Origin of the sequence: Xanthomonas translucens pv. undulosa, assembly GCF_017301775.1 — a bacterium.
GTDB lineage: Bacteria > Pseudomonadota > Gammaproteobacteria > Xanthomonadales > Xanthomonadaceae > Xanthomonas_A > Xanthomonas_A translucens.
In genome coordinates this window covers 1,608,183-1,632,081 of sequence record NZ_CP063993.1, presented here as the reverse complement: position 1 = coordinate 1,632,081, position 23,899 = coordinate 1,608,183, and the positions used below count along the sequence as shown (strand labels likewise).

General features: G+C 67.2%; 23 protein-coding genes. 13 read left to right on the top strand and 10 right to left on the bottom strand.

The window, feature by feature from the left end; translation table 11 throughout:
• Positions 1 to 38: 38 nt before the first annotated feature.
• Positions 39 to 629 carry an RdgB/HAM1 family non-canonical purine NTP pyrophosphatase gene (rdgB, locus tag ISN38_RS06950; protein WP_003470792.1) on the bottom strand — a complete coding sequence of 197 codons (591 nt, stop codon included), beginning with the start codon at positions 627 to 629 and terminating at the stop codon, positions 39 to 41.
• A gap of 46 nt (positions 630 to 675) precedes the next feature.
• A complete protein-coding gene (gene rph / locus ISN38_RS06945; protein WP_003470803.1) occupies positions 676 to 1,401 on the bottom strand; it encodes a ribonuclease PH in 726 nt (241 codons plus the stop codon).
• Positions 1,402 to 1,501: 100 nt separating this feature from the next.
• On the opposite strand from rph, the gene ISN38_RS06940 reads away from it, so the two are divergent.
• The 4 genes from ISN38_RS06940 to ISN38_RS06925 all read left to right on the top strand — a co-directional run bounded on the left by ISN38_RS06940 (position 1,502) and on the right by ISN38_RS06925 (position 5,783).
• Entirely contained in the window at positions 1,502 to 2,362 is an 861-nt protein-coding gene (locus ISN38_RS06940) for a YicC/YloC family endoribonuclease (RefSeq protein WP_003470806.1), read from the top strand.
• Between the two features lie 110 nt (positions 2,363 to 2,472).
• Positions 2,473 to 3,099, top strand: a complete 627-nt coding sequence (gene gmk / locus ISN38_RS06935; RefSeq protein WP_003470809.1) for a guanylate kinase — start codon at positions 2,473 to 2,475, stop codon at positions 3,097 to 3,099.
• A 112-nt stretch (positions 3,100 to 3,211) separates the two neighbouring features.
• On the top strand, positions 3,212 to 3,511 hold the full coding sequence (gene rpoZ, locus ISN38_RS06930; RefSeq protein WP_003470812.1) for a DNA-directed RNA polymerase subunit omega: 300 nt from the start codon (positions 3,212 to 3,214) through the stop codon (positions 3,509 to 3,511).
• A gap of 100 nt (positions 3,512 to 3,611) precedes the next feature.
• Entirely contained in the window at positions 3,612 to 5,783 is a 2,172-nt protein-coding gene (locus ISN38_RS06925; RefSeq protein WP_003470815.1) for a RelA/SpoT family protein, read from the top strand.
• A 209-nt stretch (positions 5,784 to 5,992) separates the two neighbouring features.
• On the opposite strand, the gene ISN38_RS06920 is transcribed toward ISN38_RS06925, so the two are convergent.
• The 3 genes from ISN38_RS06920 to ISN38_RS20200 are packed head-to-tail and all read right to left on the bottom strand — an operon-like array spanning position 5,993 to position 7,318.
• Positions 5,993 to 6,307: a hypothetical protein gene (locus tag ISN38_RS06920; RefSeq protein WP_047324551.1), complete on the bottom strand. Its 315-nt coding sequence runs from the start codon at positions 6,305 to 6,307 to the stop codon at positions 5,993 to 5,995.
• A 4-nt stretch (positions 6,308 to 6,311) separates the two neighbouring features.
• Positions 6,312 to 6,872, bottom strand: coding sequence for a hypothetical protein (locus ISN38_RS06915; RefSeq protein ID WP_230938377.1), 561 nt, complete (start codon positions 6,870 to 6,872; stop codon positions 6,312 to 6,314).
• Positions 6,873 to 6,880: 8 nt separating this feature from the next.
• On the bottom strand, positions 6,881 to 7,318 hold the full coding sequence (locus ISN38_RS20200) for a hypothetical protein (RefSeq protein ID WP_139116119.1): 438 nt from the start codon (positions 7,316 to 7,318) through the stop codon (positions 6,881 to 6,883).
• Positions 7,319 to 7,453: 135 nt separating this feature from the next.
• Here ISN38_RS20200 and ISN38_RS06910 point away from each other — a divergent pair, with 135 nt between their 5' ends.
• The 7 genes from ISN38_RS06910 to ISN38_RS06880 all read left to right on the top strand — a co-directional run bounded on the left by ISN38_RS06910 (position 7,454) and on the right by ISN38_RS06880 (position 15,330).
• Positions 7,454 to 7,837 carry a RidA family protein gene (locus ISN38_RS06910; protein WP_047324552.1) on the top strand — a complete coding sequence of 128 codons (384 nt, stop codon included), beginning with the start codon at positions 7,454 to 7,456 and terminating at the stop codon, positions 7,835 to 7,837.
• Positions 7,838 to 7,846: 9 nt separating this feature from the next.
• A complete protein-coding gene (recG, locus tag ISN38_RS06905) occupies positions 7,847 to 10,003 on the top strand; it encodes an ATP-dependent DNA helicase RecG (RefSeq protein ID WP_047324553.1) in 2,157 nt (718 codons plus the stop codon).
• A 417-nt stretch (positions 10,004 to 10,420) separates the two neighbouring features.
• On the top strand, positions 10,421 to 11,359 hold the full coding sequence (locus tag ISN38_RS06900) for a nucleoside hydrolase (protein WP_003471987.1): 939 nt from the start codon (positions 10,421 to 10,423) through the stop codon (positions 11,357 to 11,359).
• 162 nt (positions 11,360 to 11,521) lie between these two features.
• Positions 11,522 to 11,764, top strand: a complete 243-nt coding sequence (locus tag ISN38_RS06895) for a type B 50S ribosomal protein L31 (RefSeq protein ID WP_003471989.1) — start codon at positions 11,522 to 11,524, stop codon at positions 11,762 to 11,764.
• Positions 11,765 to 12,054: 290 nt separating this feature from the next.
• Positions 12,055 to 13,344 carry a citrate synthase gene (locus ISN38_RS06890; protein WP_003477356.1) on the top strand — a complete coding sequence of 430 codons (1,290 nt, stop codon included), beginning with the start codon at positions 12,055 to 12,057 and terminating at the stop codon, positions 13,342 to 13,344.
• A gap of 448 nt (positions 13,345 to 13,792) precedes the next feature.
• Positions 13,793 to 14,086, top strand: a complete 294-nt coding sequence (locus ISN38_RS06885) for a transposase (RefSeq protein WP_047324555.1) — start codon at positions 13,793 to 13,795, stop codon at positions 14,084 to 14,086.
• Positions 14,087 to 14,256: 170 nt separating this feature from the next.
• On the top strand, positions 14,257 to 15,330 hold the full coding sequence (locus ISN38_RS06880; protein ID WP_003473285.1) for a metal-dependent hydrolase: 1,074 nt from the start codon (positions 14,257 to 14,259) through the stop codon (positions 15,328 to 15,330).
• A 55-nt stretch (positions 15,331 to 15,385) separates the two neighbouring features.
• On the opposite strand, the gene dusB is transcribed toward ISN38_RS06880, so the two are convergent.
• From dusB to ISN38_RS06855, 5 genes are all read right to left on the bottom strand, one after another.
• The gene (dusB, locus tag ISN38_RS06875; RefSeq protein ID WP_003473284.1) at positions 15,386 to 16,384 is read right to left on the bottom strand and encodes a tRNA dihydrouridine synthase DusB; all 999 of its coding nucleotides are present in this window, start codon (positions 16,382 to 16,384) and stop codon (positions 15,386 to 15,388) included.
• Positions 16,385 to 16,485: 101 nt separating this feature from the next.
• Positions 16,486 to 18,846 (bottom strand): glycoside hydrolase family 98 domain-containing protein, encoded by a 2,361-nt coding sequence (locus tag ISN38_RS06870; RefSeq protein ID WP_058358857.1) that lies wholly within the window; start codon positions 18,844 to 18,846, stop codon positions 16,486 to 16,488.
• Positions 18,847 to 19,165: 319 nt separating this feature from the next.
• Positions 19,166 to 19,720: a DUF4893 domain-containing protein gene (locus ISN38_RS06865; RefSeq protein WP_230938381.1), complete on the bottom strand. Its 555-nt coding sequence runs from the start codon at positions 19,718 to 19,720 to the stop codon at positions 19,166 to 19,168.
• Positions 19,721 to 19,874: 154 nt separating this feature from the next.
• Positions 19,875 to 20,828 (bottom strand): ribokinase, encoded by a 954-nt coding sequence (locus ISN38_RS06860; protein ID WP_003473277.1) that lies wholly within the window; start codon positions 20,826 to 20,828, stop codon positions 19,875 to 19,877.
• A 46-nt stretch (positions 20,829 to 20,874) separates the two neighbouring features.
• Entirely contained in the window at positions 20,875 to 22,173 is a 1,299-nt protein-coding gene (locus ISN38_RS06855) for a NupC/NupG family nucleoside CNT transporter (RefSeq protein ID WP_047324558.1), read from the bottom strand.
• A gap of 201 nt (positions 22,174 to 22,374) precedes the next feature.
• On the opposite strand from ISN38_RS06855, the gene ISN38_RS06850 reads away from it, so the two are divergent.
• Both ISN38_RS06850 and hemP read left to right on the top strand, forming a co-directional pair.
• On the top strand, positions 22,375 to 23,346 hold the full coding sequence (locus tag ISN38_RS06850) for an aldo/keto reductase (RefSeq protein WP_206712114.1): 972 nt from the start codon (positions 22,375 to 22,377) through the stop codon (positions 23,344 to 23,346).
• Positions 23,347 to 23,531: 185 nt separating this feature from the next.
• Entirely contained in the window at positions 23,532 to 23,732 is a 201-nt protein-coding gene (gene hemP / locus ISN38_RS06845) for a hemin uptake protein HemP (protein WP_009577197.1), read from the top strand.
• Positions 23,733 to 23,899: the final 167 nt, after the last annotated feature.

Here is a 23,899-nt window from a genome sequence, read left to right as displayed (position 1 = left end):
CTGCTCGAAAGAGAACGGTGGCACCGGCGCAGCGGCCGCTACAGCGACGCCAGCCGCTGTTTCAGCAACGCCAGCGCCTGGCCGCGGTGGCTGATCCGGTTCTTCAGCGCCAGCGGCATCTGCGCCGCGCTCTGGCCGTGCGCGGAGTCGAAGAACACCGGGTCGTAGCCATGCCCGCCGTCGCCGGCGCGCGCGTGCAGGATGCGTCCGCGCCAGCTGCCTTCCACCAGCAGCGGTTGCGGATCTTCGGCATGCCGCAGCAGCACCAGCACGCAGTAGAAATGCGCGGTGCGCTGCGCGTCGGGCACGTCGCGCAACGCGTGCAGCAGCTTGTCGATGTTGGCCGCGGCATTGCCGTGCTCGCCGGCGTAGCGCGCCGAATACAGCCCAGGCGCGCCGCGCAGCGCGTCCACGCAGATCCCCGAGTCGTCGGCCAGCGCCGGCAGGCCGGTGACCTGGGCGGCGTGGCGCGCCTTCAGCAGCGCGTTCTCGATGAAGGTCAGGCCGGTTTCGTCGGCATCGCGCACGCCGAGCGTGGACTGCGCGACCAGATCGATGCCGGCGCCGTCGAGCAGCGCATGCAGTTCTTCGAGCTTGCCGGCATTGCTGCTGGCCAGGACCAGTTTCATGGCTTGGGCTCCGGCACCAGCAGGGTGACCAGGGCGATGCGCTGGTTCATTGCGCCAGGGCGGCGCGCTGCGCCGCCAGTAGTTCGGCGATGCCGCGCTCGGCCAGGCCGAGCAGCGCATCCAGTTCGTCGCGGCGGAACGCATGGCCCTCGGCGGTGCCTTGCAGTTCGATGAAGCCGCCGCCGTCGTTCATCACCACGTTCATGTCGGTGTCGCAGTCGCTGTCCTCGGCGTAGTCCAGGTCCAGCACCGGCGTGCCGCGGTAGACGCCGACCGAGACCGCGGCGATCGCGCCGAGCACCACCGGCTTCTTCAGGTCGCCGCGCTTCTGCAGCCAGTTCACCGCGTCCATCAGCGCCACGTAGGCGCCGGTGATGGCGGCGGTGCGGGTGCCGCCGTCGGCCTGCAGCACGTCGCAGTCCAGGGTGATGGTGCGTTCGCCCAGCGCGTTGCGGTCCACGCAGGCGCGCAGCGCGCGGCCGATCAGGCGCTGGATCTCCAGCGTGCGTCCGCCCTGCTTGCCGCGCGCGGCCTCGCGGTCGGAGCGCGAGTGGGTCGCGCGCGGCAGCATGCCGTATTCGGCGGTGACCCAGCCTTCGCCCTTGCCGCGCAGGAAGCCGGGTACCCGGTTCTCGACGCTGGCGGTGCACAGCACGCGGGTGTCGCCGAAGCTGACCAGCACCGAACCTTCGGCATGGCGGGTGAAGGCGCGTTCGATGCGCACCGGGCGCAGCTGATCGGCCGTGCGGCCACTGGGACGGGAAAATGACATGGGGTTGGATCCGGAGATGGCGTGAGGCCGGCCGCGGCAGCGGGCCGGGCCGGCGGGGCGCTAGGGTACCATTCGCGCTTTGCACGTACCGGAACATCGCATGATCCGCAGCATGACTGCCTTCGCCGGCGCCGAGCGCATCACTCCCTGGGGCACGCTGGGCTGCGAACTGCGCTCGGTCAACCACCGCTTCCTGGAAATGGGCGTGCGTCTGCCCGAGGAACTGCGTGCGCTGGAGCCGCAGTTGCGTGAACGCCTGGCCGCGCGCATCAGCCGCGGCAAGCTGGACCTGATGCTGCGCCTGCGCGCGCCTGACGCGGCGCAGTCGCTGGCGGTGAATGAGCCGCTGGTCGAGCAGTTGGCGGTGCTCGCGCAGCGGCTCGGCGCGCGCTTCCCGCAACTGCAGGTGCAGTTCGCCGATCTGCTGCAGCTGCCCGGCGTGCTGCAGGGGCAGGCGGTCGATCCGGCCGCGTTGCAGGCGCAGGCGCTGGAGCTGCTTGACGAGGTGCTGGCCGAGTTCGTCGCCGCGCGCGAGCGCGAGGGCGGCAAGCTGGCCGCGGCCATCGTCGAGCGGGTCGATGCGGTCGAGCGCATCGCCGCCGAGGTCAAGCAACTGATCCCGGCCATCCGCGACGGCCAGCGCGCCAAGCTGGCCGCGCGCCTGGCCGACCTGCCGCATCCGGTCGATCCCGGCCGCGCCGAGCAGGAACTGGTGCTGTGGCTGCAGAAGCTCGACGTGGACGAGGAACTGGACCGGCTCGACAGCCACATCAAGGAGATCCGCCGCGTGCTGCGCCAGCCCGAGCCGGCCGGCCGGCGCCTGGATTTCCTGCTGCAGGAATTCAACCGCGAGGCCAACACCCTGGGCTCCAAGTCGGTGGACAGCCGCACCTCCAACGCGGCGGTGGAACTGAAGGTGTTGATCGACCAGATCCGCGAGCAGGTGCAGAACCTCGAATAGCCTGGAACAGGGAATCGGGAATGGGGAATCGTCAAAGCGGTTACGATTCACCCGCGGCGCTGCCTGGCGCTGTTCCCATTTCCCACTCCCGGTTCTGCATTCCCACTCACATGCGCGGCACTCTCTACATCGTTGCGGCGCCTTCGGGCGCCGGCAAGAGCAGCATCGTCAACGCCACGCTGGCGCGCGATCCGCAGATCGCCCTGTCGATCTCGTTCACCTCGCGCGCGCCGCGGCCGGGCGAGCGCCATGCCGAGCACTACCACTTCGTGTCCGCCGACGAATTCCAGGCCATGATCGATGCCGGCGACTTCTTCGAGTACGCCCGCGTCCACGGCGACTGGAAGGGCACCGCGCGGCAATCGGTGGAGCCGCAGCTGGCCGCCGGCCACGACGTGCTGCTGGAGATCGACTGGCAGGGCGCGCGCCAGGTGCGGGCCAAGGTGCCCGACGCGGTCAGCGTGTTCATCCTGCCGCCGTCGCGGGCCGCGCTGGAGCAGCGCATGCGCAAGCGCGGCCAGGACAGCGAGGCGGTGATCGCGCAGCGGCTGGCCGCCGCGCAAGAGGAGATGTCGCACTACGCCGACTTCGACTACGTGATCGTCAACGAGGACTTCGACACCGCGGTGGACGAGATGTGCGCGATCTTCGTCGCCAGCCGCCTGCGCCGCCTGCCGCAGCAGCAACGCCACGCCGGACTGATCCAGGCGCTGCTGCAGGATCAGCCAACTGGCTGATTCCAAAGGAAACTGAACGGTGGGCGGTTGATTTCGGCCGGTTCGCGCCCTATAATCGCCGCCCTTTCCCTCATTCGAACGCGTGGCCGTCGCTGGCCCGCCGGGAGCCCGCATGGCCCGCATCACCGTAGAAGATTGCCTGGAAGTCGTTAACAACCGTTTCGAGCTGGTCATGATGGCGTCCAAGCGCGCCCGCCAGCTGGCCAACGGCGTGCAGGCCACCCTCGACAACACCGAATCGGCCGACAAGCCGACGGTGCTGGCGCTGCGCGAGATCGCCGCGCGCAAGATTGACAATGCGCTGATCGACGAAGTCGAGAAGTCCGAGCGCGAGCGTGCCGAGCGCGAAGCGCTGGAGTGGGCCGCGGCCGAGGTCGTCGCCGACGAGGACATGTCCAAGAACGACGACTGATCGCGTCACCGCGCTCGAATCGTCTGCCGAACAGCCCGCATCCGCGGGCTGTTTCGTTTTCGGGTTTGCCGTCCTTGCGTCGCTGGCATAGTCTTCGCGCATGAACCCAGGCCCTTCCGCCCAGGTCGCCACCGCCACGCCGTCGCCGGCCGGCGAGGCGATCCCCGATTACGTCCTGCACCTTGAGCGTAGCGCCAGCTATCTGCCGGCCGAGCAGATCCCGCTGCTGCGGCGCGCGTGGCAGGTGGGCGCGGTCGCCCACGCGGGGCAGACCCGCAAATCGGGCGAGCCCTATATCACTCATCCGGTGGCAGTGGCCGGCGTGCTGGCCGAACTCGGCCTGGACGTGGAAGCGCTGATTGCCGCGATCCTGCACGACACCATCGAAGACACGCCGCTGACCCGCGCCGAACTGGCCGCCGAATTCGGCGAGGCGGTCGCCGAACTGGTCGATGGCGTCACCAAGCTGGACAAGCTGAAGTTCCGCGACCGCCAGGAAGCGGCGGCCGAGAGCTTCCGCAAGATGCTGCTGGCGATGTCGCGCGACCTGCGCGTGATCATGATCAAGCTCGCCGACCGCCTGCACAACATGCGCACGCTCGGCGCGCAGAGCGCCGAGGCGCGCAGCCGCATCGCCCGCGAGACGCTGGAGATCTACGCGCCGATCGCGCAGCGCCTGGGCATGAGCCTGATGAAGTCCGAGTTGCAGAACCTCGGCTTCCGCGCCTTGCATCCGTGGCGCCATGCGATCATCGAAAAGCACATCCGCAGCCAGCCGGTGGTGCGCCGCGAGTCGATGGCGCAGGTGGAAGTGCAGCTGTCGCAGCGGCTGGCCAAGGACGGGCTGGAGCACCGCCTGGTCAGCCGTATCAAGACCCCGTGGAGCATCTACAACAAGATGCGCGACGAGAACAAATCCTTCGACCAGGTGATGGACGTGTTCGGCTTTCGCCTGGTGGTGCGCGGGGTGCCGGACTGCTACCACGCGCTGGGCGCGGTGCACGCCACCTTCAAGCCGCTGGACGCGCGTTTCCGCGACTTCATCGCCATTCCCAAGGCCAACGGCTACCAGTCGCTGCACACGGTGCTGTTCGGCCCCTACGGCTCGCCGATCGAAGTGCAGATCCGCACCGAGGAAATGGACCTGATCGCCGAGCGCGGCGTGGCCGCGCACTGGACCTACAAGTTCGGCGGCGATTCGCCCAACAGCGCGCAGAGCCGCGCGCACGCGTGGATCGTCGAATTGATCGAATCGCAGCGCGCCGCCGGCTCGTCGCTGGAATTCCTGGACAACGTCAAGGTCGATCTGTTCCCCGACGAGGTCTACCTGTTCACGCCGAAGGGCAAGATCCTGGCGCTGCCGCGCAATTCCACCGCGCTGGATTTCGCCTATGCGGTGCATACCGACGTCGGCAACCGCGCGGTGGCCTCGCGGGTGGACAAGAAGCTGGTGCCGCTGCGCACCAAGCTGGTGAGCGGGCAGACCGTGGAAGTGATCATCGCACGCTCGGCCACGCCCAAGCCGCAGTGGCTTGAGTTCGTGGTCAGCAGCAAGGCGCGCACCGCGATCCGCCACCAGCTCAAGCAGCTCGAGCACGAGGATGCGGTGCAGCTCGGCCACCGCATGCTCGACCGCGCGCTGGAGGCGATGGACAGCGCGCTGGAGCGGCTGCCCAAGGGGCGCCTGGATGCGTTCCTCAGCGAGCACCGCTATCCGCGCCTGGAGGCGCTGCTGGCCGACATCGCGCTGGGCAACTGGATGCCGAACCAGGCCGCACAGGCGCTGATGGCCTATGCGGAACTGCGCGGCGGCGGCCACTCCAAGCATTCGCAGGAAAAGATCCTGATCAACGGCACCGAGCGCGGCGTGGTCAGCTTCGCCAACTGCTGCCAGCCGATTCCCGGCGACGAGATCATGGGCTACCACACTGCCGGCAAGGGTATCGTCGTGCACCGTCTGGATTGCCCGAATCTGGCCGAGCTGCGCAAGTCGCCCGAACGCTGGGTGCCGATCGGCTGGGACACCAGCGTCATCGGCGACTACGACACCGCGCTGGTGGTGGACGTGGAGAACCGCACCGGCGTGCTGGCGCAACTGGCCGCGGCGATCGCGCAGAGCCAGTCCAACATCGAGCGCGTGGACTACCTGGACCGCGACTTCAACGCCGCGGTGCTGCGCTTCAACATCCAGGTGCGCGACCGCAACCACCTGGCTGAGGTGATGCGCCGCTTACGGCGGCTGACGGCGGTGCAGAGCGTGCGGCGGCAGTAGTGGAGCCGGGACTCGGGACTCGGGACTCGGGACTCGGGACTCGGGACTCGGGACTCGGGATTTTCGCAAGTTCGGCGCATGTGTGCTTTTTTGTTGGAAGGGCTTCAGTCCTGACGCGCTTGCCAAGCACGTGATCTGGCGGTGGCTGACCAATCGTGGCGTGTCTATGCCGAAAGATTCATAACACGCTTAATCAAAAGCCCCCTTTCTCAAGGGGGCGGTATATAGAGCAGCCCGAAAGAAAAGGCCAAGCCCAGACCAAGTGCTAGCAGCGTGGCCACGCTGAGCGTCACAGGATACGACCATTTGGAGAAGAAGTACTGACTACGCTGAATCGTCCGAAGGATTCCGATTGGCACCAATGCGTAGATCACACATGACGCGATGAAGTACCAATTGAACGTGTGCGAAGAGTGCTCCGCGTCCCCCAATGACTCGCCGACCTGACAAAGGATGACTCCCCCAACAAGCGACAGAAAGGCCCGTATCGCGAGAGCATTTTTCAGTTTGGTCTGGGTAGTCATATGATCAATTCGTTAGGAGATGTATCTCGCACACAGCCCCGCTGGGAGTGTAGCTGCAGGCCACCATGTAACTCGTGTTTACTGTCACGTTGCTCGGTCCGTTCCAGCGAACGCCTAGGTCGGAAATATGATTGATCATCTCCGTCCCAGCACCCTGAGCCGCAGGCGTATTGGGATAGACGTAGTTTCGTGTTCCGCCTTCCTCGCCAGTGACATCTTTTATTGTTTCGGGAATTGCATTGCCTACGGCGTCTATCGCAGATCCCTTTACGTAGTAATAGTCTTTGGACGACGGATTCCATTCGACTCTGAAAAACGACCCATCTCGGAATTGAATGTTATCAATAATTTTAATGGGCGTCTGGATGTACCCCAGGCTGATGGCGCTTGTAAAGCTTGAGATTGCTGCTCGCATTCGCTCATTGAAATACCAGAATGGCCCCAGATTGTTCATACTCAACGCAGCTTTGGCCGCAGCGTCTCGGTAGGCAGGTGTCGTCACGGCATCCATGGCGGTCATTGGCCGCGTCCCATCAGCCTGAGCAGTGACCTTGGCGACGGCCACGGTCTTGGCTACAGAGGCAGGAATAGAGAAGCTTTCTGGAACTTGTAGATTGCCAATGACGGTTGGGGAGCCGCGTTCTCGTCGTATAAGGCAAGGCTGGCAGTCAAGCCGTTCTTCTCATCAGGCGTCAACATGACTTCCTTGACGATTAATTGCCCCGCAGAGATCGTGAGCCTCGGATCTGACGACACACGAAGGTAGTCTGCGGAAGGAGCAGACATTGGAACTGTCTGCCCACCACCCGTGTGCCCATCACCCGATACAACCATGTGGTACATGGTTCGATTCTTGAAGTCCCAGAGATAGTGACTTCCGATGCCGAGTTCACGCGACATGGTCTGCTTCTTCCCTGGGTTGCAGTCATTACAGATTACTGCAGCCGCATGAGCTGAAGACGAGAAAGCGAAAGCCACCGCGAAAACCGTTGTGATTGCGTACTTCTTCACTGTGCACTCCTTGTGCTCAGCAATGGAGCATGATTGCCCCATGACCGAGTCTGGCCGATTCGCTGGCGAATCGCAATGTCCCCAGGCGGTGGTGGCCCGAGTAAAATACCCACCCATTCTTCCGTTGGAGCCGCCATGTCCCGCCAGATCATCCACACCGAGCAGGCGCCGGCCGCGATCGGTCCGTATTCGCAGGCGGTGCGCGCCGGCAACACGGTGTATTTCTCCGGGCAGATCCCGCTGGATCCGGCTACCGGCGAGGTCGTGCCCGGCGATGTCGGCGTGCAGGCGCGCCGCGCCTTCGACAACCTCAAGGCGGTGGCCGAGGCGGCCGGCGGTTCGCTCGACCGGATCGTGCGGCTGGGCCTGTACCTGACCGATCTGTCCCAGTTCGCCCAGGTCAATGCGGTGATGCAGGACTATTTCCAGGCGCCATTCCCCGCGCGTTCCACCGTCGAAGTGTCCGCGCTGCCGAAGGGCGTTGGCTTCGAGGTCGATGCGGTGATGGTGCTCGACTGACCATCGCCCGTGCCGCGCGTGCAGGTTCCGGCGCCGGCGCTGTCGGCGGCAGGCGAGGCGCCGTTGTCGGCGCTGCCGGGCGTCGGCCCGAAGGTCGCCGAGAAGTTCGCCGCGCGCGGCCTGCTGACCCTGCAGGACCTGTGGCTGCACCTGCCACTGCGCTATGAAGACCGCACCCGGCTGACCCCGGTGGCGGCGCTGCAGCCGGGCATTCCGGCGCAGGTCGAGGTGCGGGTGGAAGCCGTGGATCGCGGCTTCCGCTACCGGCCGATGCTGCGCGTGGCGGTGGCCGACGACTCGCGCGCCACCCTGGTGCTGCGTTTCTTCCAGTTCCGTGCCGCGCAGGTGGCGCAGTTCGCGGTAGGCGCGCGGCTGCGTGCGTTCGGTACACCCAAGCCCGGCCAGCACGGCCTGGAGATCGTGCATCCGAGTTACCAGATCCTCGGCGGCGATGACATCGCGGGCCTGGACGACAGCCTGGACCCGGTGTATCCGGCGGTCGAGGGCATCGGCCCGGCGACGCTGCGCAAGCTGATCGGGCAGGCGCTGGACCGTCTGCCCAACGAAGCCTCGCTGGAACTGTTGCCGGCCGCCATGCTGGCCGAGCTGGGCCTGCCGTCGCTGCGCAGCGCGCTGCTGATCGCGCACCGGCCGCCGCCGCAGGCCGACCTGGGCGCGCTCGCTGCCGGCCTGCATCCGGCGCAGCAGCGGTTGGCGCTGGAAGAACTGCTGGCCCATCACTTGAGTCTGCGCCGCCAGCGCATCGCCCTGCAGCGGCAACGTTCGCCGTCGCTGCGCGGGCGCGGCCTGCTGGCCAAGCGCCTGCAGCAGTCGCTGCCGTTCCAGCTCACCGGCGCGCAGCAGCGGGTGTTCGCGCAGATCCGCGCCGACCTGGAAAAGCCCTCGCCGATGCTGCGTCTGGTGCAGGGCGACGTCGGCAGCGGCAAGACCGTGGTCGCGGCGCTGGCGGCGATGCTGGCGGTGGACAAGGGCAAGCAGGCGGCGCTGGCGGCGCCGACCGAGCTGCTCGCCGAGCAGCATCTGGCGAATCTGCGGGCCTGGCTGGAGCCGCTCGGCATCCGCGTCGCCTGGCTGGCCGGCAAGGTCACCGGCAAGGCGCGCGCCGCGGTGCTGGCGCAGATCGCTTCGGGCGAGGCGCAAGTCGTGGTCGGCACGCATGCGCTGATGCAGGCGGCGGTGGCCTTCCACGACCTGGCCCTGGCCATCGTCGACGAGCAGCACCGCTTCGGCGTGCACCAGCGCCTGGCGCTGCGCGACAAGGGCGCCAGCGGCGCCGGCGTGCCGCACCAACTGGTGATGACCGCCACGCCGATCCCGCGCACGCTGGCGATGGCCGCCTATGCCGATCTGGACGTGTCGGCGATCGACGAATTGCCGCCCGGACGCACCCCGGTGCAGACCATCGTGCTCAGCGCCGAGCGCCGCCCGGAACTGGTGCAGCGCATCCGCGTGGCCTGCGCCGAAGGTCGCCAGGCGTACTGGGTGTGCACCCTGATCGACGAAGCCGAAGGCGGCGACAAGCCGGCGCCGGGGCAGGGCGGCGGTGCCGGCAACCGTATCGACGCCAGCGCGGCGCAGGCCACCTACGACGCCTTGTCGGCGCAACTGCCTGAGCTGAAGGTGGGCCTGGTGCACGGACGCATGAAGGGCGCCGAGAAGCAGGCGGCGATGCGCGCGTTCAAGCAGGGCGAGATCGACCTGCTGGTCGCCACTACGGTGATCGAGGTCGGCGTCGACGTGCCCAACGCCTCGCTGATGATCATCGAGAACGCCGAGCGCCTGGGCCTGGCGCAGTTGCACCAGTTGCGCGGCCGGGTCGGCCGCGGCGCGGCCGCGTCGAGCTGCGTGCTGATGTACCAGGCGCCGCTGTCGGCGATGGCGCGGCAGCGGCTGCAGACCATGCGCCAGACCAACGACGGCTTCGTCATCGCCGAGAAGGATCTGGAGCTGCGCGGTCCCGGCGAACTGCTCGGCACCCGCCAGACCGGCCTGGCCGCGTTCCGCGTGGCCGACCTGGCGCGCGACGCCGGCCTGCTGCCGCGGGTACATGCGCTGGCCGAACGGCTGCTGGCCGATTCACCGGGGCTGGCCGATCGCATCGTCGCGCGTTGGGTGGGTGGGGCGGCGCGGTTTGCGGCGGCTTAGTTTTGTCGGGACTCGGGACTCGGGACTCGGGACTCGGGACTCGGGACTCGGGACTCGGGATTTTCGCAAGTTCGCAGCTTCTGCGCTTTTCTGTAGGAGGGGCTTCAGCCCCGACGCGTTACCGGTAAGGCGTCGGGGCTGAAGCCCCTCCTACAAAAAAAGCGGCTGCGCCGGAGCTGCAAAAGAAGCCGCTTTTTTTAAAAAAATTGGCCCTTTTTGCATCAAATCGCTTGACATCGATTTACCCAGGTACATCATCCCGAGTCCCGAGTCCCGAGTCCCGAGTCCCGAGTCCCGAGTCCCGAGTCCCGAGTCCCGAGTCCCGCGTCCCGCGTCCCGCGTCCCGCGTCCCGAGCTTCCCACTCTCCCGCTGCAATGCCAGACTCGGTAGCCGAACGGACCCATGAAGAATCCCGCATGCGCGACAAGATTCCCCTGCTGATCGATACCGATCCCGGCGTGGACGATGCCCTGGCCCTGCTGATGGCCTTCGTCGACGACCGCCACGACGTGATCGGGCTGACCATCGCCGCCGGCAACGTCGGCTTGCAGCACACCGTGCGCAATGCGCTGAAGCTGTGCGAGGTGGCCGGGCGCGAGGACGTGCCGGTGTTCGCCGGCTGCGCCGATCCGTTGCTGCATCCGGCGGTGGACGCCGCCCATGTGCACGGCCTGGACGGTTTCGGCGACGTCGGCCTGGCGCCGGCGGCGCGCGCCGCGCAGAGCGAGCACGCGGCCCTGGCGATCCTGCGCCTGTCGCACCAGTACGCCGGCACGCTGCTGCTGGTCGCGCTCGGTCCGCTGACCAACATCGCGCTGGCGCTGAAGCTGGATCCGACCCTGCCGCAGCGGGTAAACCGTTTCGTGGTGATGGGCGGGGCGATCACCTGCCACGGCAACATTACCCCGGCCGCCGAGTTCAACATCGCTTTCGACCCGGAAGCGGCACACATCGTGTTTTCCGGGTTCCCGCATATCGAGGTCGCCGACTGGGAGGCCACCGTCGCGCATGGCCTGCCGCATCGCGAGGTCGAGCAGTGGCTGGCCGCGGACACCGACAAGGCGCGCTTCTACGAGGCGATCTCGCGCAAGACCCGGCGGCGGTCGGAGGATTCGCGCGGCGCGTACTGGTATGCCGCCGATGCGTTGGCGATGGCCTGGGCGCTGCAGCCCGAGGGCGCGCTGGAGGTGCAGTCGCGGCCGCTGCTGGTCGAACTGGCCGGGGTCAACAGCCGCGGCGCCACCCTGGTGGACTGGAACCGCCGGCTCGGCCTGGCCGACAACGCGGCCATGCTGATCCGCTACGACCAGGCCCGCTTCCAGGCGCTGGTGCGCGTGGCGGTTGGCGCCGGCTGAAGCGGGCGCGGCGGCCTCCGGGCGCGGGCGGCCGCGCCCGGAGCGCTGCGCCGGCACGGCGCACCCTGGTGGCGTGAATTCCGCGCAAGTTCTCCTTGCGCGAAGGCCGGGTGAGTTGCTATAGTTTCTCTCTTGTCCAGCAGCCCCCTACGGTGCGAGCCCATGAAGGCCGACATCCATCCCAAGTACCACAACGTCGTGTTTCAAGACGTCACCTCCGATTTCAAGATCCTGACCCGTTCGACCATGTCCTCGAAGGACACGGTCAAGTGGGAGGACGGCGAAGAATATCCGCTGATCAAGGTCGAAATTTCCTCGGCTTCCCATCAGTTCTACACGGGCAAGAACAAGGTCATGGACACCAGCGGCCGCATCGACAAGTTCCAGAGGCGCTACGCGCGCTGATCGAACGGTCGCAGTGGTAAAAGAAGGCCGCGCCCTGCGCGGCTTTCTTTTTGGGCTTATCCGATGCATCGCTTCCCGGCTGTCGCGGCCGGCGTAGGTTCTCCCGTCCTGGCGGCGGCGAGGACGCAGCCCTGTGCGGCCGCCGCGCCCGCGCGCCGCGGCGTCAGTCCGAGCGACGACTCAAATGTTGCTGTGCGATAATGGCGAAATCCGTGGTAATTGCCGTGGACTTCCTTCACGCGTCTGTTCCCAAAGTACGGACAGGCGCCTTCCACTGAGGAGCGCACACTGTGTCCGATCTTGATCAGGTCACGCTGAATGCCGGCGACAAGTCGGTCGTTCTGCCGGTACTCAAACCCACCTTGGGCAACGATTGCGTCGACATTTCCAAGTTGACCAAAGAAACCGGTCTGTTCACCTACGACTCGGGCTTCACCGCGACCGCCAGCTGCAAGTCGGCGATCACCTACATCGATGGCGACAACGGCGTGCTGCTGTACCGCGGCTACCCGATCGAGCAGCTGGCCGAGAAGTCGAACTTCCTCGAAGTGGCCTATCTGCTGATGAACGGTGAGCTGCCCACCGCCGACGAGTTCAAGACCTTCGACCACGAAGTGACGCATCACACGATGATGCACGAGTCGCTGAAGAACTTCCTCGGCGGCTTCCGCCACGACGCGCACCCGATGGCGATGATGGCCGGCAGCGTGGCCTCGCTGTCGGCGTTCTACCACGACACGCTGGATCTCGACGATCCGGAGCAGCGGCGCCTGGCCGCGATCCGCCTGATCGCCAAGGTGCCGACGATCGCCGCCGCGGCGCACCGCTATTCGATCGGCTGGCCGATCCGCTACCCGCGCAACAACCTCGGCTACGTCGAGCGTTTCCTGCACATGATGTTCGAAGTGCCGAGCGAGCAGCTGGAGATGAATCCGGTCGTGGCCAAGGCGCTGGACCTGCTGTTCATCCTGCATGCCGACCATGAGCAGAACGCCTCGACCTCGACCGTGCGCCTGGTCGGTTCCACCGGCGCCAATCCGTACGCCTCCGTCGCCGCGGGCATCACCGCGCTGTGGGGTCCGGCGCACGGCGGCGCCAACGAAGCCGTGCTGAAGATGCTGGAAGAGATCGGCACCGCCGACAATGTCGAGAGCGCCGTGGCCAAGGCCAAGGACAAGAACTCAAGCTTCCGCCTGATGGGCTTCGGCCACCGCGTGTACAAGAACTTCGATCCGCGCGCCAAGATCATCCGCGAGATGACCCACAAGGTGCTGGGCGAACTGGGCGTCAACGATCCGTTGCTGGAAGTTGCCCTGAAGCTGGAAGAGGCGGCGCTGAAGGACGACTACTTCGTGCAGCGCAAGCTGTACCCGAACGTCGACTTCTACTCGGGCATCATCTACAAGGCGTTGAACATTCCGGTGGAGATGTTCACGGTGATGTTCGCCATCGCGCGCACCGCCGGTTGGGTGTCGCATTGGCTGGAGCAGCAGGTCGATCCGGAAATGAAGATCGGCCGTCCGCGCCAGATCTACACCGGCTACGACAAGCGCGACTACAAGGCCGACGGCCAGCGCTGAGCGCGCTGCCGCTGCGCTGTGGCAATCGAACGTCCCGCTTCGCGGGGCGTTTTTTTATGGGTGGGACCGTGATGCGGCGGCTTTTTCCGGATGCGTCTTGTCGCGGCTGATGGCCTGAGGCCATCCGGAGTCGCTCTCACGAAGCTGCATGTATTCGCCGCGCTGAAGCGCTTTTCATGTGGGAGGGGCTTCAGCCCAGACAGTATCTGCAGCCGGAGGGTCTGCCGCTTCGTTCGTCGCGGCTGAAGCCGCTTGTGTCTGGAGGTTGCTCTACAGTTTGAGTGGAGAGCGATGTGCGGCACGCCGACAGGTCGTAGTGTTCGAGCACGTGTAGGAGCCAGGGCGGCCGCACATCGACCTCGTTGCCTAGCCCGAACAGTTGAACTGAACCTGTCCCACTGAAACGGACGCCAGGAAGCGATACTTTCATCGCAACCTGGAGGTTTCCATGCAACGCATTACCCGTCGTCGCTACACGGACGATTTCAAGGCCCAGGCGACCGCCTTGGCAGAGTCGGTTGGTCGCGCCAAGGCGGCCCGTCAGTTGGACATGTCGGTCAAGACGTTGGGCAATTGGGTGGACGCTGCGCGTGCCGGCCACCCGTGCAGTTCTCCCAGCCGCAAGCCGGTGAGTGAGATGGAGAGCGAGCTGGCTCAGCTACGGGCCGAGAACGCCACGCTCAAAATGGAGCGCGAAATCCTAAAAAAAGCGACGGCGTTCTTCGCCAGGGAGTCCAAGTGAGGTACGCCTTCGTCGCGCGTGAACGGACTCACTATCCGATCCGGATGTTGTGCCGCGTGCTGGCGGTGTCGGTCTCCGGCTTCCATGTAGCCGCAAGTCCCTGGAGAGCCAACGACGGCCTCGCGTTTTCTTCAAATCGCCCACAAGCCATCGCCTGCTAGCATCGGCCGATGGACTCCCTCACCCAGATCGTGCTCGGCGCCGCCGTCGCGGCCGCCATCGCGCCGGCGCCGCAGCGCCGTGCCGCGCTGCTCGCCGGCGCCGCGCTCGGCACCGTCCCCGATCTCGATGCGCTGCTGCTGTTGCCGCTGACTCGCGACCCGGTCACGCTGATGACGGTGCATCGCAGCTTCAGCCATTCGCTGTTCGTGCTGCCGCTGCTCGGCTGGCTGATCTGGTGGCTGTATCGGCGCTTCGGCCATGGCCGTGTCGCGGCATCGCCACGACGCTGGTTCTGGGCGATGCAGCTGGCCTTGCTCACGCATCCGCTGCTCGATGCGTTCACCGTCTACGGCACCCAGCTGTGGTGGCCGCTGCGGCCGCCGCCGGTGATGTGGTCCAGCGTGTTCATCATCGATCCGGGCTACACGCTGTGGCTGCTCGTGGCCTGCGCCATCGCCTGGTGGGCGCGTGCGCGGCGCGTGGCGCAGCAGGCGCTGCTGGCCGGGCTGATCCTGAGCAGCGCCTACCTGGGCTGGTCGCTGCTGGCCAAGCAACTCGTCGATCGCCAGGCCGACCGCGCGCTGGCGGCGATGGGCCTGCAGCACGCGCCGCGCTTCTCGGTGCCGATGCCGTTCAACACGCTGCTGTGGCGGGTAGTGGCGATGACCCCGAGCGGCTATGTGATCGGCGAACGCTCGCTGGTCGCCGACCGCGGGCCGATGCGCTTCCAGGGGTACCCGTCCAACACCCAGGCGCTGGGCGAAGTGCGCGCGCTACCGGCGGTGCAGCGGCTGGCCTGGTTCAACCGCGGCTTCATGCGTGCCCAGGTCGAGGACGGCGAGCTGGTGCTCAGCGATCTGCGCATGGGCCTGGAGCCGGACTACAACTTCAACTTCGCGGTGGCGCGGCAGCACGGCGACGGCTGGCAGGCGATCGAACCGCGCCAGGTGCAGGCCGCGTACCGCGCGCCGGTGGCGCGTGGGCAGATCGGCGCGGCGCTGGCGCGGATGTGGCGGCGTATCTGGACCGAGCCGGCGACGGTTGCGCCCGCCGGCGCGGCGGGGCAGCCCCGCTCGCACTGAGCGGATCCGGGGAGGCGTTGCTGCGAACCCATGACGCGGTCCTGCGCCGCGGCGCTCAGGCCGCCGTAGGCAAGGCGGGCGGCACGCCAGCGATCAGCGCATCGAAGTAGTCGGCGGTCAGCGCCAGCTGCGCCTGCGCGCTCTCGGCGCGGTTGACCACCGCGCGGAACGCGGCGTTCTCGTGGCGGTCCTTGGCGTACCAGCCCAGGTGCTTGCGCGCGATGCGCACGCCCTGCGCTTCGCCGTAGAACGCGTGCAGGGCCTGCAGGTGGCCGAGCAGGGTGTCGCGCACGAAGGGCAGCGAGGGCGCCGGCAGCAGTTCGCCGCTTGCCAGGTAATGCGCGATCTCGCCGAAGATCCACGGCCTGCCCTGCGCGGCGCGGCCGACCATCACCGCGTCGGCGCCGGTGGCGGCCAGCACCTGCGCGGCCTTGTGCGGCGAGTCGATGTCGCCGTTGGCGATCACCGGGATGCGCAGCGCGGCCTTGATCTGCGCGATCGTGGCGTATTCGGCCTGGCCGCTGTAGTGCTGGTCGCGGGTGCGGCCGTGTACCGCCAACGCGGCGATGCCGCAGTCCTGCGCGATGCGCGCGATGGCCGGGCCGTTGCGGTGGTCGCAATCCCAGCCGGTGCGGATCTTCAGCGTCACCGGCACCGGCGAGGCGTTCACCACCGCGCTGAGGATGCGCGCCACCAGCGCCTCGTCGCGCATCAGCGCCGAGCCGGCCCAGGCGTTGCACACCTTCTTCGCCGGGCAGCCCATGTTGATGTCGATCAGCTGCGCGCCGTGGTCGGCGTTGTAGCGCGCCGCCTCGGCCAGCTGCTGCGGCTCGGTGCCGGCGATCTGCACGCTGACCGGGTCCGGTTCGCCGGCGTGGTCCATGCGCTGCAGCGATTTGCGCGTCTGCCAGAGACGCGGGTCGGAAATGGTCATCTCCGACACCGCCAGGCCGGCGCCCAGGCGCTTGCACAGCAGCCGGAACGGCTTGTCGGTGACCCCGGCCATCGGCGCCAGGATCACCTTCGGTTCGATCGTGTAGGGGCCGATACGCATGCCGCCAGTGTAGCGGGGCGGCCGCCGCACTGCCGCCCCGTGGCGCCCAGGTCGCTGCGGTTGGCGGCGCGCCGGCTGTCCGCCGCGCCGCCCCGCGTCGACTAGTGCGACAGGCGGATGTTGTCCAGGTACAGCGCCGCCGGCCGGGTTCCGCTGGCGCGGAACTCGATGCGGTTGCTGCCGGCGTTCAACGTCACCGGTTGCTGCAGCGTCGCCCAGTCGCTGGCCGAGGTGGTCTGCGCGAACGCCGGCGTGCCGACCTTGCTGCCGTTGACGTACAGGTCCACGTTGGCGATGCTCGCGCCGGCGGTCGAATAGCGGGTCTGCAACTGATAGGTGCCTGCGCTGGCGACGCGGACATCGTCGCGGATGCTGGCGCCGCCGCCGGTGCCGAAGTCGACGTAGCCCATCCCCTGGTAGTTGCGCAGCGGGCCGGAGACGCCGTTGGCGACCAGGCTGCGGATGTTGCGGAAATCGAAGTTCTCCGCCTCGTACTGCTGCACGCCGGTGTAGGCGGGCGGCGCGTCCGGCGCCTGCAGGCTCGCGACCGGGGCGGAGCTCGCGCGGCCGCTGGCGTTGCCGGTGCAGTGCACGGTGATGTCCAGCGGCCCATTGTGCGCCACGCTCAGCGTCAGCCCGTCCGCCGTCGCCGCGCTGGTGATCTTGCTTGGCTGGTGATCACCGCGATCGACGAAGGTGTAAGTCGGGGTGGCGGTGGCGCCATCGATATCGATCGTGTCCGTCTTCAGCGCGCCGTTGGGGGAGTCGAAGTTGCTCAGGTAGATCGACAGCCTGTCGGGGAATTCCTTGATCACGCCGCTGCTGTAAGGCGCGTAGTTCACGCTGACCGCGGCGCAGCTGTTGTACTTGAGCGGGATGGTGCCGCTGGCGGTCTGGTTGGCCTTGGACGGGTTGTAGGTGACCCAGGTGTTGTCCTGGCGCCCGGCGTAGATGGTGCCGGTGTATTCCTGCGGGAACAGCGCATTGAGTTCGTCGAGCTTGGCGGTCATGGTCGGCCAGCGCGCCGCATACGCGGTCTTGGCGATCTGCACCTTGAACGACTTGGCGGTGGCGTCGGTCAGCTGCCAGACGGTGGGGATGGCGGGATAGCGCCCGGTCTTCTTGTACCAGCTGTGCTGGTTCATGTAGGTGCCGTCGCCGTCCAGCAGGTACAGCCCGGAGAACAGCGTTTCCGGCGAGGAATACAGGTTCCTGTCGTCGCCGGTGTTGGTGTCGTTGACGATCACGACCTTGGAGCGGTCGATCACTTCCTGGCGGCTGAGGATGCGCAGCGTGCCGTCCAGGATTTTGCGGTAGATGTCCAGCTGGATGTTGCGGAAATGCGGGTAGAACTCCCAACGGCGGCTGTTGTAGCCGTCGGCGGTGGTCGCGTTCGGCAGGGTGTGCACCGCATCCAGGGTGATCTGCTCGGGGCCGTCAAACACGGTTTCGCCGGTGAAGGTCAAGTGTTCTATCAGGTGCGGCGAGCCGGCCTGCACCGGATAGCTGCTGCCGTCGCTGCTGTACCAGCCGCTGCGGTCCGTGCGGATGCCGTAGTGACCGGCGTAGCCCGACAGGAACATGCCCAGGCTCACGCTCTCGATGTCGTGGTAGCCGTAATTGGAGGTGAATTTCTCTTCGATGATGAAATTCTTGGCATAGGCGCCGAGGGCGTTCCTGAAGATCGGGTTGCGCTTGACCATGGCCAGCGGATTGATGTTGGCGCTGTAGAAGCCGCCGGTGAAGCTGACCGCCAGATAGCCGCCGTACTTGTTGGTGAGCTTGAGCAGGTTGGCCCAGTGTTCCCAGCGTTGCGCGGGCGAACCCGAGCAGGGCTGGTCGAATCCCCAGAACTGCTCGGCGTAGTTGAAGCCGATGAAGTTGGGGTAGTCGCGGAAGAATTCGCCGTAGGCGGTCGCTTCCAGGTCTGCATTCGGCGCGTAGTCGGGAAGGTGGCTGAAACCGCCGCTGGAGGGTTGGATCATTGCCCACACGCCATTGGCCGCCGCGGTCTTGATCCAGGAACGCGCGGTTTCCAGGCCGTTCTCCACCTGTATCCAGTTGCATTGATTGCCGGTGGCGCCCTGGTGATTGATCGACAGGGAGATCAGCAGCACGGTGTAAGGGCGCAGGTCGGCCGGAATCAGGTCGATGATCTTCTGCGGGTCGGCCGCGTTCCAGGTGTCGGCATGGATCAGGAACATCGGCTGGTGCGGCGACAGAGGCCGGCGCAGCGATGCGTCGGGCGTCTCGCTGGCAGCGGCGGCAGTGACAGCGGCAGCGCGCGGCGCGGCGGCCGGGGTGCGGGTGGTGACTGACCACGCGCTCGGCGTGGCCATGGTCAGGTCGACGGCCGCGGCCGCGCCGCTGCCGTCCGGGTCGTCGCCGCCGCAGGAACTCAACAAAACGCTCAGCAACGCGCAGGGCAACGCGGACTTGCTCAATCCTGTGTGCATCTTCATCGGGAGGGGTCAGTTTTTTGGAGGGGGAAAGGTGTACGGTCGGGTGCACAGGAGACGGTCGCGGTGTGCGACACGACGCGCGATTGCCGAGCGCAGGTAAATCCAATAAGTATCGTTCTGCGTTGGCAGATGTCGGTTTTGGCGCGCGCTGGACGCACCGCCTTGGCGACGCGTGGGGACCTGCGATCGTGGCGATGTGAGGTCGCGCAATCGCAGTTGCGAGCGTAGGGTGACCAGTGTTCCGCAGTTCGATGTCAGGCGGATGTCGCCGTTGTGCCGGCGGTGCGGACACGGCATGCGCGCGCCGGCCGCGCGTGCTTCAGCGGATCAGCTGGTACAGCTCGAAGTCCTTGGCGTTGCCGTCCAGGATCAGCAGCAGTTCGTCGGGTTCCAGCGCCACCAGGCGGCCGACGCTGTTGCCCTTGCTGCCGTCGGCGACTTTGCCGGAGGCGTAGTGGCCCGGCGGAGCGTCGTTGACCGTACTGGCGCCCAGGAACGCGAATGCGCGGCTGTCCTTGGCAAGCGCAGACAGCGTGCCGCTGCGGCGCTGCGAGCCGCTGGTCTTGCGCAGGCGATAGCCGCAGGGATCGTGCGCGATCTCGGCCTTGAAGTAGGGGTAGGTATAGGCGAAGCGCGGCTCGACCTGGATCGAACGCACCTTCCAGCGGCCTTCCAGCTTGCCCGGCAGCTGCGGCGACTGCGCGCGCTGCAGCAGCGTGCGCGCCAGCGCCGCGCCATGTTCCTGATCGGCATCGGCGTAATGCGGCGCGATCGCCTGTTGCAGGCTGTCCGCCTCGACGGTCACCGCGGCGCGGTCGGCGTCGGCGACCCCGCTGTTCCAGTCGCGGCGCGGCGCGGCGCGGCGACGGCGCACAGCGGGGCAAGCAACGCGCACAGCGCGGCGAGGCAGGCGACGCAACGACGGGGCATCGAGAACGCCTTGTCGGGATCAGGCCCGTCGCGGCGACGGGCAGTGAGTGCAGTGGTCTGGGCGAACGGGAACGGATGCCGCCATCGGCGCGGACGGCTCAGCCGGCATCCGGCGCCAGCCGCGGCATCGACGCCGCGGCGCCTTCGGCCTCGGTCGAACGCGCCGCATAGTGGTTGGCGAAGCGCACGTGGGTGGCGAAGCTGGCGTTCGGCGACTGCGCCAGCGAGGCGACCAGCGCACCGTTGAAGGCATCGCCGGCGCCGGTGGTGTCCACGGTCTGCGCCGCCTCGGCGCCGATGCGGTAATACGGCTGGGTGTCGCCGCGCAGGCGGTCTTCCGGATGCGAGATGAACGCGCCGACCGCGCCCAGCGTGACCACCACGGTGCCGCCCGGTAACAGCTTGCGGCACAGCGCGTGCAGGCTGCCGCCATCGGTGGCGGCGACGTCGTCGGCATCGACGCGCTCGCCGACGTGGCGCGCCAGCAGCGCGGCGAACTCGGTTTCGTTCGGGGTCAGCACGTCGGCCAGCTTGAGCAGGCCGATGCTGGTCTGCGCATTGGCCGGCGCGGCGTTGAGCACCGTGGTCAGGCCGGTCTCGCGGGCCAGCGCCAGGGTGGCCTCGATGGTCTCGATCGGCGATTCCAGCTGCGCCAGCAGCACCCGCGCCGAGCCCAGCAGCGTGCGTTGCGCCTGCACGAAGCCCAGGCTCAGCGCAGCGTTGGCGCCGGCACCGATGACGATGGTGTTGCGGCCGTGGCCATCGACGTAGATGCCGCCGGTGCCGGTCGGCTCGGTGCTGGCCTCGGCGGCCAGGTCGATGCCTTCCTGCGCCGCCAATGCGCGCGCCATCGCGCCACCGGCATCGTCGCCGAGCGCGCACACGAAGGTGGTGCGGGCGCCGGCGCGCGCCGCCGCCACCGCCTGGTTGAAGCCCTTGCCGCCGGGGCCGGTGCTGTAGCGGCCGGCGATGGTCGCGCCCGCGGCGGGCAGGGTTTCGCAGCGCCAGACGTGGTCGACATTGAACGAACCGATGACGATGACCGAACTCATAGGCATGTGCTGCTTCTCAACAAGGACTGGGGAAAGGGAAATCGCATCAGCCGAAGTGCGACAGCACGCCGGCGATGGTGGCGGTCATGAAGGTGGCGATCGAACCGCCGAGCACCGCGCGCAGGCCGAACCGCGCCAGGTCCTGGCGCCGCTCCGGGGCCAGCCCGCCGATGCCGCCGATCTGGATCGCGATCGAGCTGAAGTTGGCGAAGCCGCACAGCGCGTAGGTGGCGATCAGCCGGCCTTCCTCGCTCAGCTGCATGCCGGGGATCTCGCCCTTGACGATTTTCGACAGCTCGCTGTAGGCGACGAACTCGTTGATCACGACCTTCTGCCCGATCAGCGAGCCGACCGTGGTCGCATCCGCCCACGGCGTGCCGATCACCCAGGCGATCGGCGCCAGCAGGTAGCCGAAGATGGTGGCCAGGTTGGTCGGGTGGCCGATCGCCGCGGCCAGGCCGGTGGCGTCGCCGAGCCAGGTCAGCGGCGCGTTGACCAGCGCGATCAGCGCGATGAAGGCCAGCAGCATCGCGCCGATGTTCAGCGCCAGGCGCAGGCCGTCGCCGGCGCCGGCGGCGGCCGCGTCGATGATGTTGCTGGTGGTCTTCTCCACGTCGATCTTGACCGTGCCGCGGGTCAGCGGCGTGCCGGTCTCCGGGATCAGCAGCTTGGCCACCACCAGCGTCGCCGGCGCGGCCATGATGCTCGCCGCCAGCAGGTGCTTGGCGTAGAACGCCTGCTGCGCCGGATCGCTGCCGCCGAGCATGCCCACGTAGGCGGCCAGCACGCCGCCGGCGATGTGCGCCATGCCGCCGATCATCATCGTCAGCAACTCGGACTCGGTCATCTTCGGGATGTACGGGCGCACCGTCAGCGGCGCTTCGGTCTGGCCGATGAACACGCTGGCGCAGACGCTGGTGGTCTCCGCGCCGGACACGCGCATCACCTTGGTGATCGCCCAGGCCATCACCCGCACTACCGCCTGCATCACCCCCAGGTGGTAGAGCACGCCCATCAGCGCGGAGAAGAAGATGATCGTCGGCAGCACTTGGAAGGCGAAAATGAAACCGTTGCTGGTGGTGTCCATCAGGCTACCGAAGATGAAGTTGGAGCCTTCGTTGACGAAGCTCAGCACCTTCACGAACAGCTGCCCCAGCCAGTCGAAGACCTCGCGCCCGCCCGGCACCAGCAGCACCAGCGAGGCGAAGCCGATCTGCAGGAGCAGACCGGTCGTGACCAGCTTCCAATCGACCGCACGCTTGTTGTTCGAGAACAGCCAGGTGATCCCGATCAACACCGCCAATCCGAACAGGCCGAAGCCGATCCTCCCCAAACCCTCGACCATCTGCGTTCCCTGGATCGCCGGACCAAAGAGAGTGAGCGTAGTGCAGGGGGTGACGGGCGGCAAGGTAAACCCGGTTCAGCGCCGGAAATCGGTTGCCGATCCAGGCAGCGCGTGGAATGCGAGCGCGTGACGGCCGCCTCGTTACACTGTGTGGCCGCCCGCCGGCCACGTTCGCCGGCACGCACCGCAGGAGGAATTCGCATGCAGTACCGTCGCCTTGGCGCCACCGGCTTGCAGCTGTCGGCGCTGTCGTTCGGGGCCTGGATCAACGTCGGCGGACAGATCGGCCGCGACGAAGCGCGCAACCTGATCGCCGCTGCCTGGGACCACGGGGTCAACTTCTTCGACAACGCCGAGGTCTACGCGCACGGCCGCGCCGAGCAGGTGATGGGCGACGTGATCGCCGATCTGCGGCTGCCGCGCGATGGCTATTGTGTGTCCAGCAAGGTCTATTTCGGCGCGGTCGCCGCGCCGCGCCCGACCCAGCGCGGGCTGTCGCGCAAGCACGTCACCGACGCCTGCCATGCCGCGCTGATGCGGCTGCGGGTGGACTATCTGGACCTGTACTACTGCCATCGTCCCGACGCCGACACGCCGGTGGAGGAGACCGTGCGCGCGATGGACGCGTTGGTGCGGCAGGGCAAGGTGCTGTACTGGGGGACCTCGGAGTGGCCGGCCGACCGCATTCGCGAGGCCGCGCAGCTGGCGCGGGCGTTGGGCCTGCAGGGGCCGTCGATGGAGCAGCCGCAGTACAACCTGCTGCATCGTCAGCGCGTGGAGCAGGAATACGCGCCGCTATACGTCGAACTTGGCCTCGGCACCACGATCTGGTCGCCGCTGGCTTCTGGCCTGCTGACCGGCAAGTACAACGACGGCATCGACCCGGCTTCGCGGCTGGGTCAGGCGAGCAACGCCTGGTTGCACGACGAAGTGATCGGGCCGCCGGCGCAGCGCCGGGTGGAGCGCGCGCGCCGTTTCACCGCGCTGGCGGCGGGCGAGGGCGTGGCGCCGGCGGCGTTGGCCATCGCCTGGTGCCTGCGCAACCCGCAGGTGTCCACGGTGATCCTCGGCGCCAGCCGCGTCGCCCAGTTGCTGCAGAACTTCGACGCGCTGCAGCTGGCCACGCGCGAGGATCCGGCATGGTGGGCGCAGGTCGAGGGTGCGGTGGCATGAGCCGGCGCCTGCGCCTCGCATCGCTTGTCGATGAAGCGTGCGGATCGCGGCGTCGAGTCATTTGCGGAAGCTTTCGAAATTAGAATTTCGATCGGTATCTTGAATCGTTTCAAGCGAGAATGGCTCTTGATTAATAATTGAGAATAATTATCATCCGTATCGACCCCTGTGTACGGAATCCGACCATGACCGCCCAACCCGTCCTGTTGCGTCACCCCGAAACCCTGAGCCTGCGCGAACGCGCGCTGCCGCGCGCGGTCCCGGTCGAAGAGACGATCAGCAGCGAGGCGCTGCTGAAAGGGCGCCGCGAAGTGCTGATCCAGCACGGCGACCGCGTCTATCGCCTGCGCCATACCAGCAACGACAAGCTGATCCTGACCAAGTAATCCGGCCGGCCGCGCAGCGCGCGGCCAGGCCACCTGCTCGACACTGCCGCCACCTGGCCGGACCCGATGGGTCCGCCGCGGCCGCCCGCAGTCGCGACCGTTTCTCTCCTCGGCCTCTGCGCCGGCCTGCGCGCCGGCGTGGCCGGGACTTTTCGCGACCCACCGAT

What these genes read in the sequence shown, in the direction of transcription:
- rdgB (WP_003470792.1), bottom strand. Translation starts at nt 629, where the DNA reads ATGAAACTGGTCCTGGCCAGCAGCAATGCCGGCAAGCTCGAAGAACTG.
- rph (WP_003470803.1), bottom strand. Translation starts at nt 1,401, where the DNA reads ATGTCATTTTCCCGTCCCAGTGGCCGCACGGCCGATCAGCTGCGCCCG.
- ISN38_RS06940 (WP_003470806.1), top strand. Translation starts at nt 1,502, where the DNA reads ATGATCCGCAGCATGACTGCCTTCGCCGGCGCCGAGCGCATCACTCCC.
- gmk (WP_003470809.1), top strand. Translation starts at nt 2,473, where the DNA reads ATGCGCGGCACTCTCTACATCGTTGCGGCGCCTTCGGGCGCCGGCAAG.
- rpoZ (WP_003470812.1), top strand. Translation starts at nt 3,212, where the DNA reads ATGGCCCGCATCACCGTAGAAGATTGCCTGGAAGTCGTTAACAACCGT.
- ISN38_RS06925 (WP_003470815.1), top strand. Translation starts at nt 3,612, where the DNA reads ATGAACCCAGGCCCTTCCGCCCAGGTCGCCACCGCCACGCCGTCGCCG.
- ISN38_RS06920 (WP_047324551.1), bottom strand. Translation starts at nt 6,307, where the DNA reads ATGACTACCCAGACCAAACTGAAAAATGCTCTCGCGATACGGGCCTTT.
- ISN38_RS06910 (WP_047324552.1), top strand. Translation starts at nt 7,454, where the DNA reads ATGTCCCGCCAGATCATCCACACCGAGCAGGCGCCGGCCGCGATCGGT.
- ISN38_RS06900 (WP_003471987.1), top strand. Translation starts at nt 10,421, where the DNA reads ATGCGCGACAAGATTCCCCTGCTGATCGATACCGATCCCGGCGTGGAC.
- ISN38_RS06895 (WP_003471989.1), top strand. Translation starts at nt 11,522, where the DNA reads ATGAAGGCCGACATCCATCCCAAGTACCACAACGTCGTGTTTCAAGAC.
- ISN38_RS06885 (WP_047324555.1), top strand. Translation starts at nt 13,793, where the DNA reads ATGCAACGCATTACCCGTCGTCGCTACACGGACGATTTCAAGGCCCAG.
- ISN38_RS06880 (WP_003473285.1), top strand. Translation starts at nt 14,257, where the DNA reads ATGGACTCCCTCACCCAGATCGTGCTCGGCGCCGCCGTCGCGGCCGCC.
- dusB (WP_003473284.1), bottom strand. Translation starts at nt 16,384, where the DNA reads ATGCGTATCGGCCCCTACACGATCGAACCGAAGGTGATCCTGGCGCCG.
- ISN38_RS06870 (WP_058358857.1), bottom strand. Translation starts at nt 18,846, where the DNA reads ATGAAGATGCACACAGGATTGAGCAAGTCCGCGTTGCCCTGCGCGTTG.
- ISN38_RS06860 (WP_003473277.1), bottom strand. Translation starts at nt 20,828, where the DNA reads ATGAGTTCGGTCATCGTCATCGGTTCGTTCAATGTCGACCACGTCTGG.
- ISN38_RS06855 (WP_047324558.1), bottom strand. Translation starts at nt 22,173, where the DNA reads ATGGTCGAGGGTTTGGGGAGGATCGGCTTCGGCCTGTTCGGATTGGCG.
- ISN38_RS06850 (WP_206712114.1), top strand. Translation starts at nt 22,375, where the DNA reads ATGCAGTACCGTCGCCTTGGCGCCACCGGCTTGCAGCTGTCGGCGCTG.
- hemP (WP_009577197.1), top strand. Translation starts at nt 23,532, where the DNA reads ATGACCGCCCAACCCGTCCTGTTGCGTCACCCCGAAACCCTGAGCCTG.